Here is a 15401-nt window from a genome sequence, read left to right on the forward strand (position 1 = left end):
TTACTTGACTGCGCCGAAAGTGAGGCCGCGCACGAGCTGCTTTTGCGAGAACCAGCCGAGGATGAGGATAGGGGCGATCGCCATCGTCGAGGCCGCCGACAGCTTGGCGTAGAAGAGGCCCTCCGGGCTCGAATAGGAGGCGATGAACGCGGTGAGCGGCGCGGCCTTCGCGGCGCTCAGGTTCAAGGTCCAGAACGCTTCGTTCCAGGCAAGGATGATGTTGAGCAGCAGCGTCGAGGCGATGCCGGGGATCGCCATCGGCGTCAGCACATAGATGATTTCCTTGGAGAGCGAGGCGCCGTCCATGCGCGCCGCTTCGAGGATCTCGCCGGGGATCTCCTTGAAATAGGTGTAGAGCATCCAGATGATGATCGGCAGGTTGATCAGCGTCAGCACGATCACGAGCCCTGTGCGCGTGTCGAGCAGTCCCCAGTTGCGGAATATCAGATACATCGGCACCAGCACGCCGACCGGCGGCATCATCTTGGTGGAAAGCATCCACATCAGCACATCCTTGGTGCGCTTCGTCGGCGAGAACGCCATCGCCCAGGCTGACGGGATCGCGATCAACAGGCCGAGCAGGGTCGAGCCGAAGGAAACGACCACCGAATTCATGAAGTGCTTCAGGTAATCCGACCGGCTCTGCACCTCGGAATAGTTTTCTGTCGTCCAGTCGAAGAAGAGGAAGACCGGCGGAGAGGCGATCGCCTGGGCTTCCGTCTTGAAGCTCGTCAGGAAGGTCCAGAGGATCGGAAAGAAGATCAGGATTCCGATCGTCCACGCCACCACGGTCGTGATGAGCTTGCGCTCGGTAGAGACATTGCGTGCCATGGTCTCAAGCCTCCAGCGTCTTGCCGATCATGCGCATCAGGAAGAATGCGACGATATTGGCGAGGATGACCGCGATGATCCCGCCCGCCGAGGCGCCGCCCACATCGAACTGCAGAAGGGCTTGGGCGTAGACGAGGAAAGTGAGGTTCGTGCTCTGCGTACCCGGACCGCCATTGGTGGTGACGAGGATCTCGGCGAAGACCGACAGCAGGAAGATCGTCTGGATCAGGATGACCACCGTGATCGCACGCGAGAGATGCGGCAGGACGAGATAGATGAAGCGGCTTACCGCGCCTGCGCCGTCCATCTGTGCGGCTTCCTTCTGCTCCTCGTCGAGCGACTGCAGCGCCGTCAGCAGGATGAGCGTGGCGAAGGGCAGCCACTGCCAGGCGACGATCAGAATGATCGAGAGAAGCGGCGCGTTGGCGAGAAAGTCGAACGGCTGCAATCCGAGCAGCTTGGCAAGCCAGGCGAAAAGTCCGTTCACGGGATTCATGAACATGTTCTTCCAGACCAGCGCCGCCACCGTCGGCATGATGAGGAAGGGCGCGATCACCAGGATGCGCACGATCCCCTGCCCGAACATCGGCTGGTCGAGAAGAAGCGCCAGCCCGATGCCGCCGACCACGGTGATGAAGAGCACGCCGAGAACGATGGCGAGCGTGTTGAATATAGCCTGGAAGAAGGCCGGGTCGGTGAGGAAATAGGTGTAGTTCGTAAGCCCGGCGAACTCCTCCATCCCCGGCATCAGCAGGTTGTAGCGCAGCAGCGAGAAATAGACCGTCATGGCCAGCGGCACGATCATCCAGGCCAGAAGCAGGAGCACCGAGGGCGCGATCATCAATCGCGCGGCGGAGCGGGTGTGCAAGGTCGCCATGGCGTCCCCCGTGTGAAGTCAACGCGGTTCTTCAAAAACGGCACGCGTATCGCCATCCGAACGCGCGCCATGAATTGGAAAAGTCAGAGCGGAACGCGGATCGAAGGCGGGTAGCCCCTCTCCCCGTCCCGCTCTGGAGGTAGCCGGGGCGTTCGCTGTTTCCAGCAGACGCCCCGGCTCCTTGGGAGCTCACTTGATGTAGCCGGCTTTGGTCATTTCGCGGGTCGACAGCTGCTGCGCGCTGGCAAGCGCCTGATCCACGCTCATCTGACCGGCCAGCGCCGCCGAGAACACCTGCCCGACCGCCGTGCCGAGACCCTGGAATTCCGGGATCGCGACGAACTGGACGCCGACATATGGCACCGGCTTCACGGCCGGGTTCTTCGGGTCGGCGGCATTGATCGAGTCCAGGGTCATCTTCGCGAAGGGGGCCGCCTTCTGGTACTCCGGGTTCTCATAGAGGGAGGTGCGGGTACCGGGAGGAACGTTCGCCCAGCCTTCCTTTTCGGCAACGAGCTTCAGATAATCCTTGCCCGTGGCCCAGGCGATGAACTTCTGCGCCGACTCGGCCTTCTGCGATCCCGCCGGAATGGCGAGGTTCCAGGCCCAGAGCCAGTTGCCGCGCTTGCCGAGGCCGGTGTCGGGAGCGAGCGCGAAACCGACCTTGTCGGCAACGGTCGACTCCTTCGGATTGGTCACGAAGGAGGCGGCCACGGTCGCGTCGATCCACATGCCGCACTTGCCGGTCTGGAACAGCGACAGGTTCTCGTTGAAGCCGTTGGACGAGGCCCCGGGCGGGCCTGCGTCATTCATCAGCTTGACGTAGAAGTCGAGTGTGTTCTTCCATTCCGGCTGGTCGAACTGCGGCTTCCAGTTCTCGTCGAACCAGCGGGCGCCGAAGGCGTTTGCCGTGGCCGTCAGGAAAGCCATGTTCTCGCCCCAGCCGGCCTTGCCGCGCAGGCAGATACCGTAGATCTCGTTATCCTTGTCGGTGATCTTGCGGGCCGCATCGGCGATGAAATCCCAGGTCGGCGCATCGGGCATGCTAAGCCCGGCCTTCTCGAACAGGTCCTTGCGGTACATGACCATCGAGCTCTCGCCGTAGAACGGTGCCGCATAGAGCTTGCCGTCGATCGTCAGGCCGCTGCGGATCGCCGGCAGAAGGTCGTCGACGTCGTATTCGGGACCGAGATTGTCGAGCGGCAGGAGCCAGCCCTGCTTCGCCCAGATCGGCACTTCATACGTGCCGATCGTCATGATGTCGTACTGACCGCCCTTGGTCGCGATGTCGGTCGTGACCCGCTGGCGCAGCACGTTTTCCTCAAGAGTGACCCACTCAAGCTGGATGTCGGGATTTTTCGACGTGAAATCGTCCGTCAGCTTCTGCATCCGGATCATGTCGCCATTGTTCACGGTGGCAATGGTCAGCGTCTCCGCTTGGGCCAGACCCGCCAGAGCGACTGCCGAGCACGTGCCCAGCAGGAAAGTTCTCAAATTCATCGACTTCCTCCCAGAAGAAATTGAGCATTTGCCTTGCTCGTGAGCAATTACTCACCGATTGAGACGAAATGTCAATCCGCATTTGTCGTTGCGATGCGGCAGAGCGGCTAAGAAGATGTTTTAGCTTTGGATTTTTTACAGGGATTTCAGGAGAAGGACGCCGATGCCGCGGTCCCGCGGCCGGCTGCGCGATCTAGACCCGGAGCAGATAGTCGGCCGTAGCCTCATCGGTGACGAGACCGTTGATGATCCTGCCCTTGAGTGCGGCGCGCAGCGCCTCGTATTTGCGCCTGCCCTTGGCGATCCCGATGACCGACGCGCGGTCGCGCGGCGGCAGCGGAACCGAGGCGACGCGCTCATTGATGCTGTCGGGCAGGAGCACGCCTTCGTGGTCGAACATCCAACCGCAGATCTCGCCGGCAGCGCCCGCGGCCATCAGCCGTGCCATTTCATCGCGCGCCAGGAACCCGTCTTCGCAAAGCGGCGCGTCGGGCCCCAGTTCGCCGACGCCCACGAAGGCGGCGTCGGCCTCGGCGCCGAGTTCCAGGGCGATCTGCACCAGGCTCTGCTTGTGCAGGACTTCCCGCTCTTCCGGCGAGGAGACGAGAACCGGCAAGGGCATGGGAAAATGCCGCGCCTTGATCGTGTCCGCCATGCTGAAGATGACGTTGTAATAGGCAGCCGACCCGTCGAGCCGGATATTGCCGGTGAGCGAAACGATACGGTGCTGCGGGCATTCCATCGATGGCAGCTGGTCGATGGTCGCCTTCAGCGTCCGGCCCGTGCCGATCGCCAGCACCACGGGCTCGACCGACTTCAGCCAGCGCTCGATTTCCGCCGCTCCGGCCTCGGCAATGCCGACGGTCGTGGATTGGGAACCGGGGTCGCTCGGAACGACGTCGACATGCTTGAGGTCGTATTTCTCCTTGAGACGCGCCGCCATTTCGAGGCAGGCGGCGATCGGATGGTCCAGGCGCACCTTGATCAGCCGCTCGGCCATGGCAAGCGACACGAGACGTTGCGCCGATTGCCGCGAAATTCCCATGACCGACGCAATCTCGTCCTGCGTCCGGCCGGCGACATAATAGAGCCAGCCTGCGCGGGCTGCATCGTCCAGCCTGTTGCTGCTTTCCGCCTTGCGTGCCATCGGTTGCCTCCCTTCCCCTTGATTTGCTGCCACTATTTTCCATGCGCTGTCAAACGGGGGGCGATATGCGGCGCGCCTTGGCACCGGCAAGGTCCGCTTTTCCAGGCTTTTGCAGCCGTTTGGAAGGAAATTTTACCGTTTGATAAAAAAATAAAGCGTGTTACCGTTCCGTCATCCTGAGAAAACATTGGGAGCCAAAAATGGGAACGACGCAATCTGGGATTCTCGGCGGGCGGCTGCCGCTTGCCGAGTACGAAGCCAATTTCTCCGACCTTCATGCGCCACTCGACAGGCACGAGGCGCTGGTCGCCGCGGACCGCTGTTATTTCTGTCATGACGCGCCCTGCATGACTGCCTGTCCCACCTCCATCGACATCCCGCTCTTCATTCGCCAGATCGCGACGGGCAATCCGATCGGCTCGGCGAAGACGATCTTCGATCAGAACATACTTGGTGGCATGTGCGCCCGCGTCTGTCCCACCGAAACGCTCTGCGAAGAGGCCTGCGTACGCAACACGGCCGAGGAGCGGCCGGTCGAAATCGGCCGCCTGCAGCGCTACGCGACCGACATCGCAATGCGGGAGAACAAGCAATTCTATTCGCGCGCCGCGCGTTCCGGTCGCAGGGTCGCCGTCGTCGGCGCCGGGCCGGCGGGGCTCGCCTGCGCGCATCGGCTGGCCGTAAAAGGCCACGACGTGGTGATCTACGACGCGCGCGAAAAATCCGGCGGCCTCAACGAATACGGCATCGCCGCCTACAAGGCGGTCGACGACTTCGCCCAGAAAGAGGTCGAATACGTGCTTTCGGTCGGCGGCATCGAGGTCAGCCACGGCAAGGCGCTCGGCCGCGACTTCTCCCTTGCCGATTTGGCGGAAGAATTCGATGCCGTCTTTCTCGGCCTCGGTCTTGCCGGTGTCAATGCACTGCGGATCGAAGGCGAGAATGCCGAAGGCGTCGAGGATGCCGTCGACTTCATTGCCGCACTTCGCCAGTCGAAGACAAAGGCCGACATTCCGGTCGGCCGGCGCGTCGTGGTTCTCGGCGGCGGCATGACTGCGATCGACGCGGCCGTCCAGGCGAAGCTACTCGGCGCCGAGGAAGTGACGATCTGCTATCGCCGCGGCAAGGAGCACATGAACGCCTCGGAATTCGAGCAGGATCTCGCGGCTTCCAAGGGCGTCACCATCCGCCACTGGCTGCAGCCGAAGCGCATCGCCGTCAAGGACGGCAGGGTCGCCGGCATCGAACTCGACTACACCACGCTTGAGAACGGTAGGCTGACGACGACCGGCGAGACCGGAATCATTGCCGCCGACCAGATCTTCAAGGCCATCGGCCAGACCTTCGAGGCCTCCGGCCTCGGTGCGCTACGCATGGAAAGCGGACGCATCGTCGTCGATGCGGAAGGGCGCACCTCGCTCGACAAGGTCTGGGCCGGCGGTGACTGCGTGCTCGGGGGCGAGGACCTCACCGTTTCCGCCGTCGCGATGGGACGCGATGCCGCCGGATCGATCGACCGGGCTTTCGCCGCGGCTCAGCCGCTGGCGAGCGCCGTTGCTTGAAAAGCAGAACAGGATCGAGAGGACGAGAACAATGGCTGATCTTCGCAACAATTTTGTCGGCATCAAATCCCCGAACCCGTTCTGGCTCGCCTCGGCGCCGCCGACGGACAAGGCCTACAACGTCGAACGCGCCTTCAAGGCAGGCTGGGGCGGCGTCGTCTGGAAGACCCTGGGTGAGGAAGGACCGCCCGTTGTCAATGTCAACGGCCCGCGCTACGGCGCGATCTGGGGCGCCGACCGGCGGCTGCTGGGTTTCAACAATATCGAACTCATTACCGACCGCGATCTCTATGTGAACCTGCGCGAAATGAAGCAGGTGAAGATGAACTGGCCGGACCGTGCCCTGATCGCCTCGATCATGGTGCCTTGCGAGGAGAACGCCTGGAAGGCGATCCTGCCGCTGGTCGAGGAGACCGGCGCCGACGGCATCGAGCTCAATTTCGGCTGTCCGCACGGCATGTCCGAGCGCGGTATGGGCTCGGCGGTCGGCCAGGTGCCGGAATATATCGAGATGGTGGTGCGCTGGTGCAAGCAATATACGCGCATGCCGGTCATCACCAAGCTGACGCCGAACATCACGGACATCCGCAAGCCCGCCCGCGCTGCCAAGGCCGGCGGCACCGACGCGGTATCGCTGATCAACACGATCAACTCGATTACCGGGGTCAACCTCGACACTTTCTCGCCGGAGCCCTCGATCGACGGCCGCGGCAGCCATGGCGGTTATTGCGGCCCGGCCGTGAAGCCGATCGCGCTCAACATGGTGGCCGAGATCGCCCGTGATCCGGAGACCCACGGCCTGCCGATTTCCGGCATCGGTGGCGTGACCACCTGGCGGGATGCGGCGGAATTCATGGTGCTCGGGGCCGGCAACGTGCAGGTCTGCACGGCGGCGATGACCTATGGCTTCAAGATCGTCCAGGAGATGATTACGGGCCTCTCCGACTGGATGGACGCCAAGGGCCATCGCTCGCTCGACGACATCAGCGGCCGTGCCGTCCCGAACGTCACCGACTGGCAATATCTCAACCTCAACTATATCGCCAAGGCGAAGATCGATCAGGACGCCTGCATCAAATGCGGCCGCTGTCATATCGCCTGCGAGGACACTTCGCATCAGGCGATCACCCAATTCGTCAATGGCGTGCGTCATTTCGAGGTGATCGAGGAGGAATGCGTCGGCTGCAACCTCTGCGTCAATGTCTGCCCGGTGGAGAACTGCATCACCATGGAGCCGCTCGCGGCCGGCACGCTCGACCGGCGCACCGGGAAACCGGTCGACCCGAACTACGCCAACTGGACGACCCATCCGAACAACCCGATGGCCCGCCAGGCCGCCGAGTGAAGACATACGAGTGAGACGGAGGGCCGCCGGCATCGCCGGCGGCCCTCCCGCGTTTCTATCGCGTCAAAACTCTATCACCACCTTGCCGAACGGGCCGCGGTCGAGATGCGCGAGGGCCTCGGGGACCTCGGTGAACTTGTAACGGCTGTCGATGACGGGCTTCAGTCCAAGGCGATCGACGGCCCCGACCAGATCTTCGAGTGCTCTGCGGTGACCGACGCTGACACCCTGCACGACGGGAGACTTCAGGAGAAGCGGCCCGACCGGACCTGAGACCTCGAAGCCCTCGAGCACGCCGATCACCGAGATGCGCCCGTCCGGCGCGACTGCCTTCAGGGACTGGCCGAGCCCGGCGCCGCCGGCGATCTCCAGAATGTGGTCGGCCCCATGGTCCCCGGTCAGCGCATAGACGCGCTCCACCCAGTCCTCCTCCAGGCGATTTATGCCGTGATCGGCACCGAGCGCAAAAGCCCGATCGAGCTTTTCGCGGCTGCTCGAGGTGACGATGACCTCGGCCCCGGTCGCCTTGGCGATTTGCAGCCCGAACAGCGCAACGCCGCCGGTGCCCTGCACGACGACACGGTCGCCCGCCCGCAAATGACCCTTCTCGACCAGAGCGAACCAGGCGGTCAGGCCCGCACAGGGCAAGGTACTCGCCTCCGCCGCGTCGAGGCTCTTCGGCGCTGGGACGAACCAGCCTTCAGGGAAAACCACATATTCGGACAGGACGCCCGGATGCGCCCCTCCGAGCGTCTGATAGGCAGGCGTCCTGCCGGTGCCGGGTCGTAAGCCGTCAAGCCAACCGGGGGCGAAGGTGGAGATCACGCGATCGCCCGGCTGGAAGCGTGTCACGCTCTTGCCGACGGCCTCGACCACTCCGCTCATATCCGAGGCCGGCACGAAGGGGAAAGCGAGATCGAGCCCCATGCCGGTCTCCAGTACCAGCTTGTCGCGATAGTTGAGCGATACGGCAAGCGTTCGCACGAGTATATCGCGCTCGCCGACCTCCGGCACCGGCCGTTCGGCACGCTTGAGATTGTGGGGGCCCACCGTCTGCGTGCTCCATTCCTGCATCCATTTGGACATGCTCGTTCCTTTTCATCCGTTGCGGTGAAGCGAGCATACTGTTGAACATTCGTCTTCGGTTGCGATATGATTTCCCATCATTGGTTCCCAGGAGGACGCAATTCGTGGAGCGCTTCAACGGCATTTCAGTTTTCGTGGAAGTTGCCGATGCCGGCGGCTTTTCCGCCGCCGCCGCGCGACTCAACCTTTCGCGCTCGGCCGTGGGCAAGACGGTATCCCGGCTCGAACGACGGCTCGGCGTGCGCCTCTTCCATCGCACCACACGGACGCAGAGTCTTACCGAAGAAGGGCAGCTCTTCTACGAGAGCTGCCAAAAAGCGCTGGGCGAAATCAGAACGGCCGAAGACCTCCTCGAATCCGGGAAGCGGGAAATTCGCGGCCGCCTGCGCATCTCGATGCCGGTCCTCTTCGGCCGCCAATGCGTGGCGCCGCTGCTTCGCGACCTGTTGCGGGCGCATCCCCGTCTGGAACTCGATCTCTCCTTCAACGACCGGGTCGTGGACCTTCTCGACGAAGGCTTCGATCTCGCCATCCGCAACAGCCCGCTCGGCAACGGCTCCGGCCTGATGATGCGAACGGTGGCGGAACAGCGGATGACCGTCTGCGCCTCCCCTGCCTATCTTGAAACGCACGGCACGCCGAGAACGGTGGCCGAACTCGCAGCACATGAAGGCATCGTCTACGCCCGTGGAGGCGAGCCGCTATCCTGGTCCTTTCCGTCCGACGGCAAAGCGGCCGAAATCGTGCTGCCGCAAACGCGGCTGAGGCTCGATGATCTCGCCGCAATCGCCGATGCGGCTTCCGCCGGCCACGGCCTTGCCTGGCTGCCTTGCTGGCTGGTGCGCGAGCGCGTGCAGAAGGGCGAGCTTGTCCGCGTCCTCACCGACCGCCCCGGGCTGATCTTCAAGGCGCATGCGGTCTGGCCGCGAACGCAGCACATGCTGCCGAAACTGCGGGTGGTGATCGACAAACTCGCCGCAGGATTGCCGCGCATCATGGAGTAGGACGGCATGGGACATGCGCACTCCGCGCAAGACCCGAAAAGCGAAACAATTCGTTTAGAAAACGTAAGTTGCCGGCATCGGTGATCTGGTTAATAAGGAGGACATTGACGCGAGCCTGTTTCGAGGCCGCCAGACCCAGGCAAGATTGTTTGACGATCCTATCCGCCAGCACGCGCAAGAAGATGCACCTGATTTCAGGGGCTGTGCTCGGCGTCTTTGTGCTCCTCCATTTCTCGAACCATGCGCTCGGCCTGGTGTCGATCGGAGCCATGGAAACGGGCCGGCGGCTCTTCACCTCGGTTTGGCAGAGCATCCCCGGAACGGCCCTCCTCTACGGCGCGTTGTTGCTGCATTTCCTGATGGCGCTCGACAGTCTCTACCGGCGGCAAACCTTCCGGATGCCTGTCGGCGAAGCCCTGAAGATCATCTTCGGCCTGAGCCTGCCCTTTCTGCTCATTCCTCACGTTGTCGCCGCCCGCGTGGAGCCGCTTCTTTCAGGTGTTTACCCCGACTACCCCGCAATCCTGCGCACTCTCTGGTCAAGCTCGTTCAACACCTCTCGCCAGTCGCTTGCACTCATCGTCGTCTGGGGTCACGCCTGCCTTGGTGCCTGGTTCTGGATGCGCGGCCGCGCCTGGTTTCCGAAGTACGAAACGCTGCTCTATACCGTCGCCCTGCTGGTGCCGATCTTCGCACTGCTCGGCTTCGTCAACGGCGCCCGATCGCTGGAGCGCGACTACGCCGAACATGGCGGTTATGGCGACAGGGCCTATGCCAGCGAGGCACCTCGCGTCGACCCTGCCCTCCTCGATAGGATCAGGCTGGCATTCTATGGCGCCTTCGCAAGCCTGATCGGCGGCACCCTCGTTCTGCGCGCCCTGCCGGCGCGCGGCCGTATTCGCATTCGTTATCCGGACGGCCGGGTCGCTGCCGTCAGCCTCGGCTTCAGCGTTCTGGAGGCGAGTCGGGCGGCTGGAATCCCGCATGTGTCCGTCTGCGGCGGACGCGGCCGCTGCTCGACCTGTCGCGTGCGGATAACGCAGGGGCTCGAAGGCCAACCGACGCCGGAAGCCGCAGAACTCGCGACGCTGACCCGCATCGGCGCTCCCGAGAACGTACGCCTCGCCTGCCAGTTTCGACCCGTGCACAACGTGAGCGTCGTGCCCATCCTCGACACCGACAGCATCGGGATCAAGACGCAGCTTGCCCGCCAGAACGCCGGCGGACGCGAGCGCCGCGTCGCAGTGCTCTTCTGCGACCTGCGTGATTTCACCCGCATCGCCGAACACCGGCTGCCCTACGACACGGTCTTTCTGCTCAACCGCTACTTCGAGGTCGTCGGCGAAGCCGTCGAAAGTTCCGGTGGCGTCGTCGACAAGTTCATCGGCGACGGGGCGCTCGCGATCTTCGGACTGAAGGCCCCTCTGCCGGAGGCCTGCCGCCAGGCCCTCTCGGCCGCCGCCCGGTTGTCGCAAGGAATCCGGGCGCTCAACCAGACTTTCGAAGGGGAGCTCGAGCAGCCGCTGAGGCTCGCCATCGGCCTTCACGCGGGGCCGGCGATCATCGGCGAAATGGGCTACGGCCAGGCAACCTCGCTCACAGTCGTCGGCGACACGATCAACACCGCGAGCCGACTGGAAGGCCTCGCGAAGGAGCACGACGTCGAGCTTGCCGTTTCGGCCGAACTGGTCGAGCGCGCGGGTTTAAGCTTCGAGGGCCACAGACGGCTCGAAATCAGCCTGCGGGGCCGCAAGGCAACGCTGGAAACCTGGATCGTCGGTGACGCCGCGCAGCTCTCCCGATCCCTGCCCACAGCCGGATAGGCTACTCCCGCACCTGCAGCCCGTCGACGAACAGCCGCTCGAGAAAGCGCGCGGCGTCCTCGAAGCGCCCTTCGCCGGCATTCTCCTGGCCGAGCACGGCGCGCACCTGAACGTCGAAGTCGGCATAATGCTGCGTCGTCGACCAGATGGCGAAGATGAGGTGATAAGGGTCGCATTTTGCGATCTTGCCAGCCTTGGCCCAGCTGCGGATAACCTCGGCCTTCTCGTCCACCAATTGCTTCAGCGGACCCTTGAGCTCGTCCACGATACGCGGGGCGCCCTGCAGGACCTCGTTGGCGAACAGCCGGCTTTCGCGCGGGAAGTCGCGCGCCATTTCGAGCTTGCGCCGGATATAGCTGCGGATCTCGGCGACCGGGTTGCCCTCGGCATCGAACGCGCGCAGAGGATCGAGCCAGGTGTCGAGAACGCGGTCTATCAGCGCGCGATGCATCGCCTCTTTGGTGCGGAAATAATAGAGCAGGTTCGGCTTCGACATGCCCGCCACGTCAGCGATCTGATCGATCGTCGACCCGCGAAAGCCGTTTGCGGAAAACACCTCCAGCGCGGCCTCGAGGATCTGCTCCTCCTTCTCCTCCTGGATGCGCGTGCGCCTCTGGGTTCTTGCCGCTCTCGGAAGTACCATCTCGTCCCCTGTCTAAGCCCCCAGCGAAAGACGTCGGCACAATTTGCCCAATATTCGGACGCGCCGATTTCTTGAGCAGTAACTCCTGTTTTTTTCTTTTTCCGGCTTGAGTGCCGCCACGGAAGTTGTAATGTTTACCAACCGGTCAAATTATCAGTCAGATTGCCGACAAAGGCAACGCCTGATCGAAGGGCATCACAACAAGGCCCCGATTCGGCCGACGGGAACATGAGGGCTATCCCGGGGAGGGACTGGCCGACAATAGAGGAGAACGCCATGGCAGCACCTGGCGAGAATAGGCGCGTCAATGCCGACCGTCTATGGGATTCGTTGATGGAAATGGCGAAGATCGGCCCCGGCGTTGCCGGCGGCAACAACCGCCAGACCTTGACGGATGCGGACGGCGAAGGTCGCCGGCTTTTCCAGTCCTGGTGCGAAGAGGCGGGGCTCTCCATGGGTGTCGACAAGATGGGCACCATGTTCCTGACCCGACCCGGTACCGATCCGGATGCGCTGCCGGTCCACATCGGCTCGCATCTCGACACACAGCCGACCGGCGGCAAGTTCGACGGGGTCCTCGGCGTCCTGAGCGGCCTCGAGGCCGTACGCACGATGAACGACCTCGGCATCAAGACGAAGCACCCGATCGTCGTGACCAACTGGACCAATGAGGAAGGCGCGCGCTTTGCGCCTGCCATGCTCGCATCCGGCGTCTTTGCCGGGGTCCACACCCTCGAATACGCCTATGCCCGCAAGGATCCCGAAGGAAAGAGCTTCGGCGACGAACTGAAGCGCATCGGCTGGCTTGGCGACGAAGAGGTCGGCGCGCGCAAGATGCACGCCTATTTCGAATACCACATCGAGCAGGGACCTATCCTAGAGGCCGAGAACAGGCAGATCGGCGTCGTCACGCACTGTCAGGGTCTTTGGTGGCTGGAGTTCACGCTGACCGGCAGGGAAGCACACACCGGCTCGACGCCGATGGACATGCGCGTCAATGCGGGCCTCGCAATGGCGCGGATCCTCGAAATGGTCCAGACCGTCGCCATGGAGAACCAGCCGGGCGCCGTCGGCGGCGTCGGCCAGATGTTCTTTTCGCCCAATTCGCGCAACGTCCTGCCGGGCCAAGTGGTGTTCACCGTCGACATCCGCTCGCCCGACCAGGCCAAACTGGACGGCATGCGCGCCCGGATCGAAGCCGAAGCGCCAAAAATCTGCGAGCGGCTCGGCGTCGGCTGTTCCATCGAGGCGGTCGGGCATTTCGATCCCGTCACCTTCGACCCCAAACTGGTCGAGACTGTACGCGGCGCCGCCGAGAAGCTCGGCTACAGCCACATGAATCTCGTTTCCGGCGCCGGACACGATGCCTGCTGGGCCGCAAAGGTCGCGCCGACCACGATGATCATGTGCCCCTGCGTCGGCGGGCTCAGCCATAACGAGGCGGAGGACATCTCCAGGGAATGGGCCGCGGCCGGCGCGGACGTCCTGTTCCACGCCGTGCTCGAGACGGCGGAGATCGTGGAATGAGTTTTGCGGGCGGGACGGTGGTTCCGCCCTTTTTCGTGGTGGCCTGAGCCGCCGAAGGCACCTTCCAGGGAAACGAACCAATGAGCACTGTCATCAAGGGTGGAACCATCGTCACGGCCGACCTGACCTACAAGGCCGATTTAAAGGTGGAAGGCGGCAAGATCGTCGAAATCGGACCGAATCTCTCCGGCGCCGAGACGCTCGACGCCACCGGCTGCTACGTGATGCCGGGCGGCATCGACCCACATACGCATCTCGAAATGCCTTTCATGGGCACCTATTCCTCCGACGATTTCGAAAGCGGGACCCGCGCGGCACTCGCCGGCGGCACCACGATGGTCGTCGATTTCGCGCTCCCCTCGCCCGGCCAGTCGCTGCTTGAGGCGCTCACCATGTGGGACAACAAGTCGACGCGCGCCAACTGCGATTATTCCTTCCACATGGCGATCACCTGGTGGGGCGAGCAGGTCTTCGACGAGATGGAGACGATCGTAAAGGAAAAGGGCATCAACACCTTCAAGCACTTCATGGCCTACAAGGGCGCGCTGATGGTGGACGACGACGAGATGTTTTCCTCCTTCCAGCGCTGTGCGGCGCTCGGCGCGCTGCCGCTGGTCCACGCCGAAAACGGCGACGTGGTGGCGCAACTGCAGGCGAAGCTGCTGGCGGAAGGCAATAGCGGCCCGGAGGCACATGCCTATTCGCGGCCGGCGGAGGTCGAGGGAGAGGCCACCAATCGCGCGATCATGATCGCCGACATGGCCGGCTGTCCCGTCTACATCGTTCATACTTCGTGCGAACAGGCGCATGAAGCGATCCGGCGCGCCCGCGCCAAGGGCATGCGTGTCTTCGGCGAGCCCTTGATCCAGCACCTGACGCTCGATGAGAGCGAATATTTCGACAAGGACTGGGACCACGCCGCCCGCCGGGTTATGTCGCCGCCTTTCCGCAACAAGCTTCACCAGGACAGCCTCTGGGCGGGGCTTGCCTCCGGTTCGCTCCAGGTGGTCGCGACCGACCATTGCGCCTTCACGACCGAGCAGAAGCGCTTCGGCGTCGGCGATTTCACCAGAATCCCGAACGGCACCGGCGGACTGGAAGACCGCATGCCGATGCTCTGGACCTATGGTGTTGCGACCGGCCGCATCACCATGAACGAATTCGTGGCGGTAACCTCCACCAATATCGCCAAGATCCTGAATATCTATCCCAGGAAGGGCGCGATCCTCGTCGGCGCCGATGCGGACCTCGTCGTCTGGGACCCCAAGCGCTCCAAGACGATTTCGGCGAAGACGCAGCAATCGGCGATCGATTACAACGTCTTCGAGGGCAAGACGGTCACCGGTCTTCCGCGTTTCACGCTGACGCGCGGCGTGGTTTCGATCGAGGACGGAACCGTGAAGACCCGGGAGGGCCACGGCGAATTCGTCCGGCGTGATCCCTTCCCGGCGGTCAGCACCGCGCTTTCCACCTGGAAGGAAGTGACGGCGCCACGGGCGGTGCAGCGCAGCGGCATTCCCGCAAGCGGCGTCTGAGAGATGCCGCAACCTTATCGCATGCGAGAAACGGCGATCGCGCTGATGACTTTTCCCGGAATTGATCTAGGCGGGCACGAGCCCGTCGAGCTCGGGCAGCAGCACGACGCTCTCGTTTCCTTTCGGATCCGTCCGGGCGATCACCGCCGTGCAAGGGGCGTGCGAGAGGTTCGCCGGCAGGTGCGGCACGCCGGCGGGAATGTAGAGCATATCTCCGGCCCTGGTGATCACGTGTTCTTCGAGCCGCTCGCCGAACCAGGTATGCGCTTCGCCGGAGAGCACGTAGATCGCCGTTTCGTGGGTCTCGTGAAGATGCGCCTTGGCGCGCGCACCGGGCGGCATGGTCACGAGATGCATGCAGATGCCGGTGGAGCCGACCGTTTCCGCGGCGATACCCTCGAAATAATCGAGCCCCTGCTTGCCGGCAAAGGCATCGCCCGGGCGAACCACGCGACAGCCAGGATTGGGTGATCGAGACATGACCGTCCTCCAGAATACGCTGAAAAACCAGCAGCAGGCGA

At 63.3% G+C, this 15401-nt stretch carries 13 protein-coding genes; 6 read left to right on the top strand and 7 right to left on the bottom strand.

Features of this window, described 5'->3' with window-relative positions:
- From BHD07_RS19935 to BHD07_RS19950, 4 genes are all read right to left on the bottom strand, one after another.
- Positions 1 to 831 (bottom strand): carbohydrate ABC transporter permease, encoded by an 831-nt coding sequence (locus BHD07_RS19935; RefSeq protein ID WP_100671887.1) that lies wholly within the window; start codon positions 829 to 831, stop codon positions 1 to 3.
- 4 nt (positions 832 to 835) lie between these two features.
- Positions 836 to 1708, bottom strand: coding sequence for a carbohydrate ABC transporter permease (locus tag BHD07_RS19940; protein ID WP_018095729.1), 873 nt, complete (start codon positions 1706 to 1708; stop codon positions 836 to 838).
- Between the two features lie 189 nt (positions 1709 to 1897).
- Positions 1898 to 3208: an ABC transporter substrate-binding protein gene (locus tag BHD07_RS19945; protein ID WP_018095730.1), complete on the bottom strand. Its 1311-nt coding sequence runs from the start codon at positions 3206 to 3208 to the stop codon at positions 1898 to 1900.
- 193 nt (positions 3209 to 3401) lie between these two features.
- Complete coding sequence (locus BHD07_RS19950; RefSeq protein WP_338282793.1) at positions 3402 to 4355, bottom strand: sugar-binding transcriptional regulator; 954 nt, start codon at positions 4353 to 4355, stop codon at positions 3402 to 3404.
- A gap of 200 nt (positions 4356 to 4555) precedes the next feature.
- Here BHD07_RS19950 and BHD07_RS19955 point away from each other — a divergent pair, with 200 nt between their 5' ends.
- Together BHD07_RS19955 and preA are read left to right on the top strand one after the other, a co-directional pair.
- Positions 4556 to 5917: an NAD(P)-dependent oxidoreductase gene (locus BHD07_RS19955; RefSeq protein ID WP_018095732.1), complete on the top strand. Its 1362-nt coding sequence runs from the start codon at positions 4556 to 4558 to the stop codon at positions 5915 to 5917.
- Between the two features lie 31 nt (positions 5918 to 5948).
- On the top strand, positions 5949 to 7262 hold the full coding sequence (gene preA, locus BHD07_RS19960; RefSeq protein ID WP_026168674.1) for an NAD-dependent dihydropyrimidine dehydrogenase subunit PreA: 1314 nt from the start codon (positions 5949 to 5951) through the stop codon (positions 7260 to 7262).
- A 63-nt stretch (positions 7263 to 7325) separates the two neighbouring features.
- Here preA and BHD07_RS19965 read toward each other — a convergent pair whose 3' ends face one another.
- A complete protein-coding gene (locus BHD07_RS19965; protein WP_100671890.1) occupies positions 7326 to 8348 on the bottom strand; it encodes a zinc-dependent alcohol dehydrogenase family protein in 1023 nt (340 codons plus the stop codon).
- 104 nt (positions 8349 to 8452) lie between these two features.
- On the opposite strand from BHD07_RS19965, the gene BHD07_RS19970 reads away from it, so the two are divergent.
- Both BHD07_RS19970 and cyaC read left to right on the top strand, forming a co-directional pair.
- On the top strand, positions 8453 to 9352 hold the full coding sequence (locus tag BHD07_RS19970) for a LysR substrate-binding domain-containing protein (RefSeq protein WP_100671891.1): 900 nt from the start codon (positions 8453 to 8455) through the stop codon (positions 9350 to 9352).
- Positions 9353 to 9501: 149 nt separating this feature from the next.
- Positions 9502 to 11175, top strand: coding sequence for an adenylate cyclase CyaC (gene cyaC, locus BHD07_RS19975; protein ID WP_275597503.1), 1674 nt, complete (start codon positions 9502 to 9504; stop codon positions 11173 to 11175).
- A 1-nt stretch (position 11176) separates the two neighbouring features.
- Here cyaC and rutR read toward each other — a convergent pair whose 3' ends face one another.
- Positions 11177 to 11818 (bottom strand): HTH-type transcriptional regulator RutR, encoded by a 642-nt coding sequence (gene rutR / locus BHD07_RS19980; protein ID WP_003525590.1) that lies wholly within the window; start codon positions 11816 to 11818, stop codon positions 11177 to 11179.
- Between the two features lie 276 nt (positions 11819 to 12094).
- Between rutR and BHD07_RS19985 the strand changes: the two genes are divergently transcribed.
- Entirely contained in the window at positions 12095 to 13345 is a 1251-nt protein-coding gene (locus BHD07_RS19985; RefSeq protein ID WP_100671893.1) for a Zn-dependent hydrolase, read from the top strand.
- A gap of 80 nt (positions 13346 to 13425) precedes the next feature.
- On the top strand, positions 13426 to 14880 hold the full coding sequence (gene hydA / locus BHD07_RS19990; RefSeq protein WP_018095739.1) for a dihydropyrimidinase: 1455 nt from the start codon (positions 13426 to 13428) through the stop codon (positions 14878 to 14880).
- Between the two features lie 66 nt (positions 14881 to 14946).
- Here hydA and BHD07_RS19995 read toward each other — a convergent pair whose 3' ends face one another.
- The gene (locus BHD07_RS19995; RefSeq protein WP_100671894.1) at positions 14947 to 15360 is read right to left on the bottom strand and encodes a cupin domain-containing protein; all 414 of its coding nucleotides are present in this window, start codon (positions 15358 to 15360) and stop codon (positions 14947 to 14949) included.
- Between the last annotated feature and the right edge of the window lie 41 nt (positions 15361 to 15401).

Origin of the sequence: Sinorhizobium sp. KGO-5, from assembly GCF_036245905.1 — a bacterium.
GTDB lineage: Bacteria > Pseudomonadota > Alphaproteobacteria > Rhizobiales > Rhizobiaceae > Sinorhizobium > Sinorhizobium meliloti_A.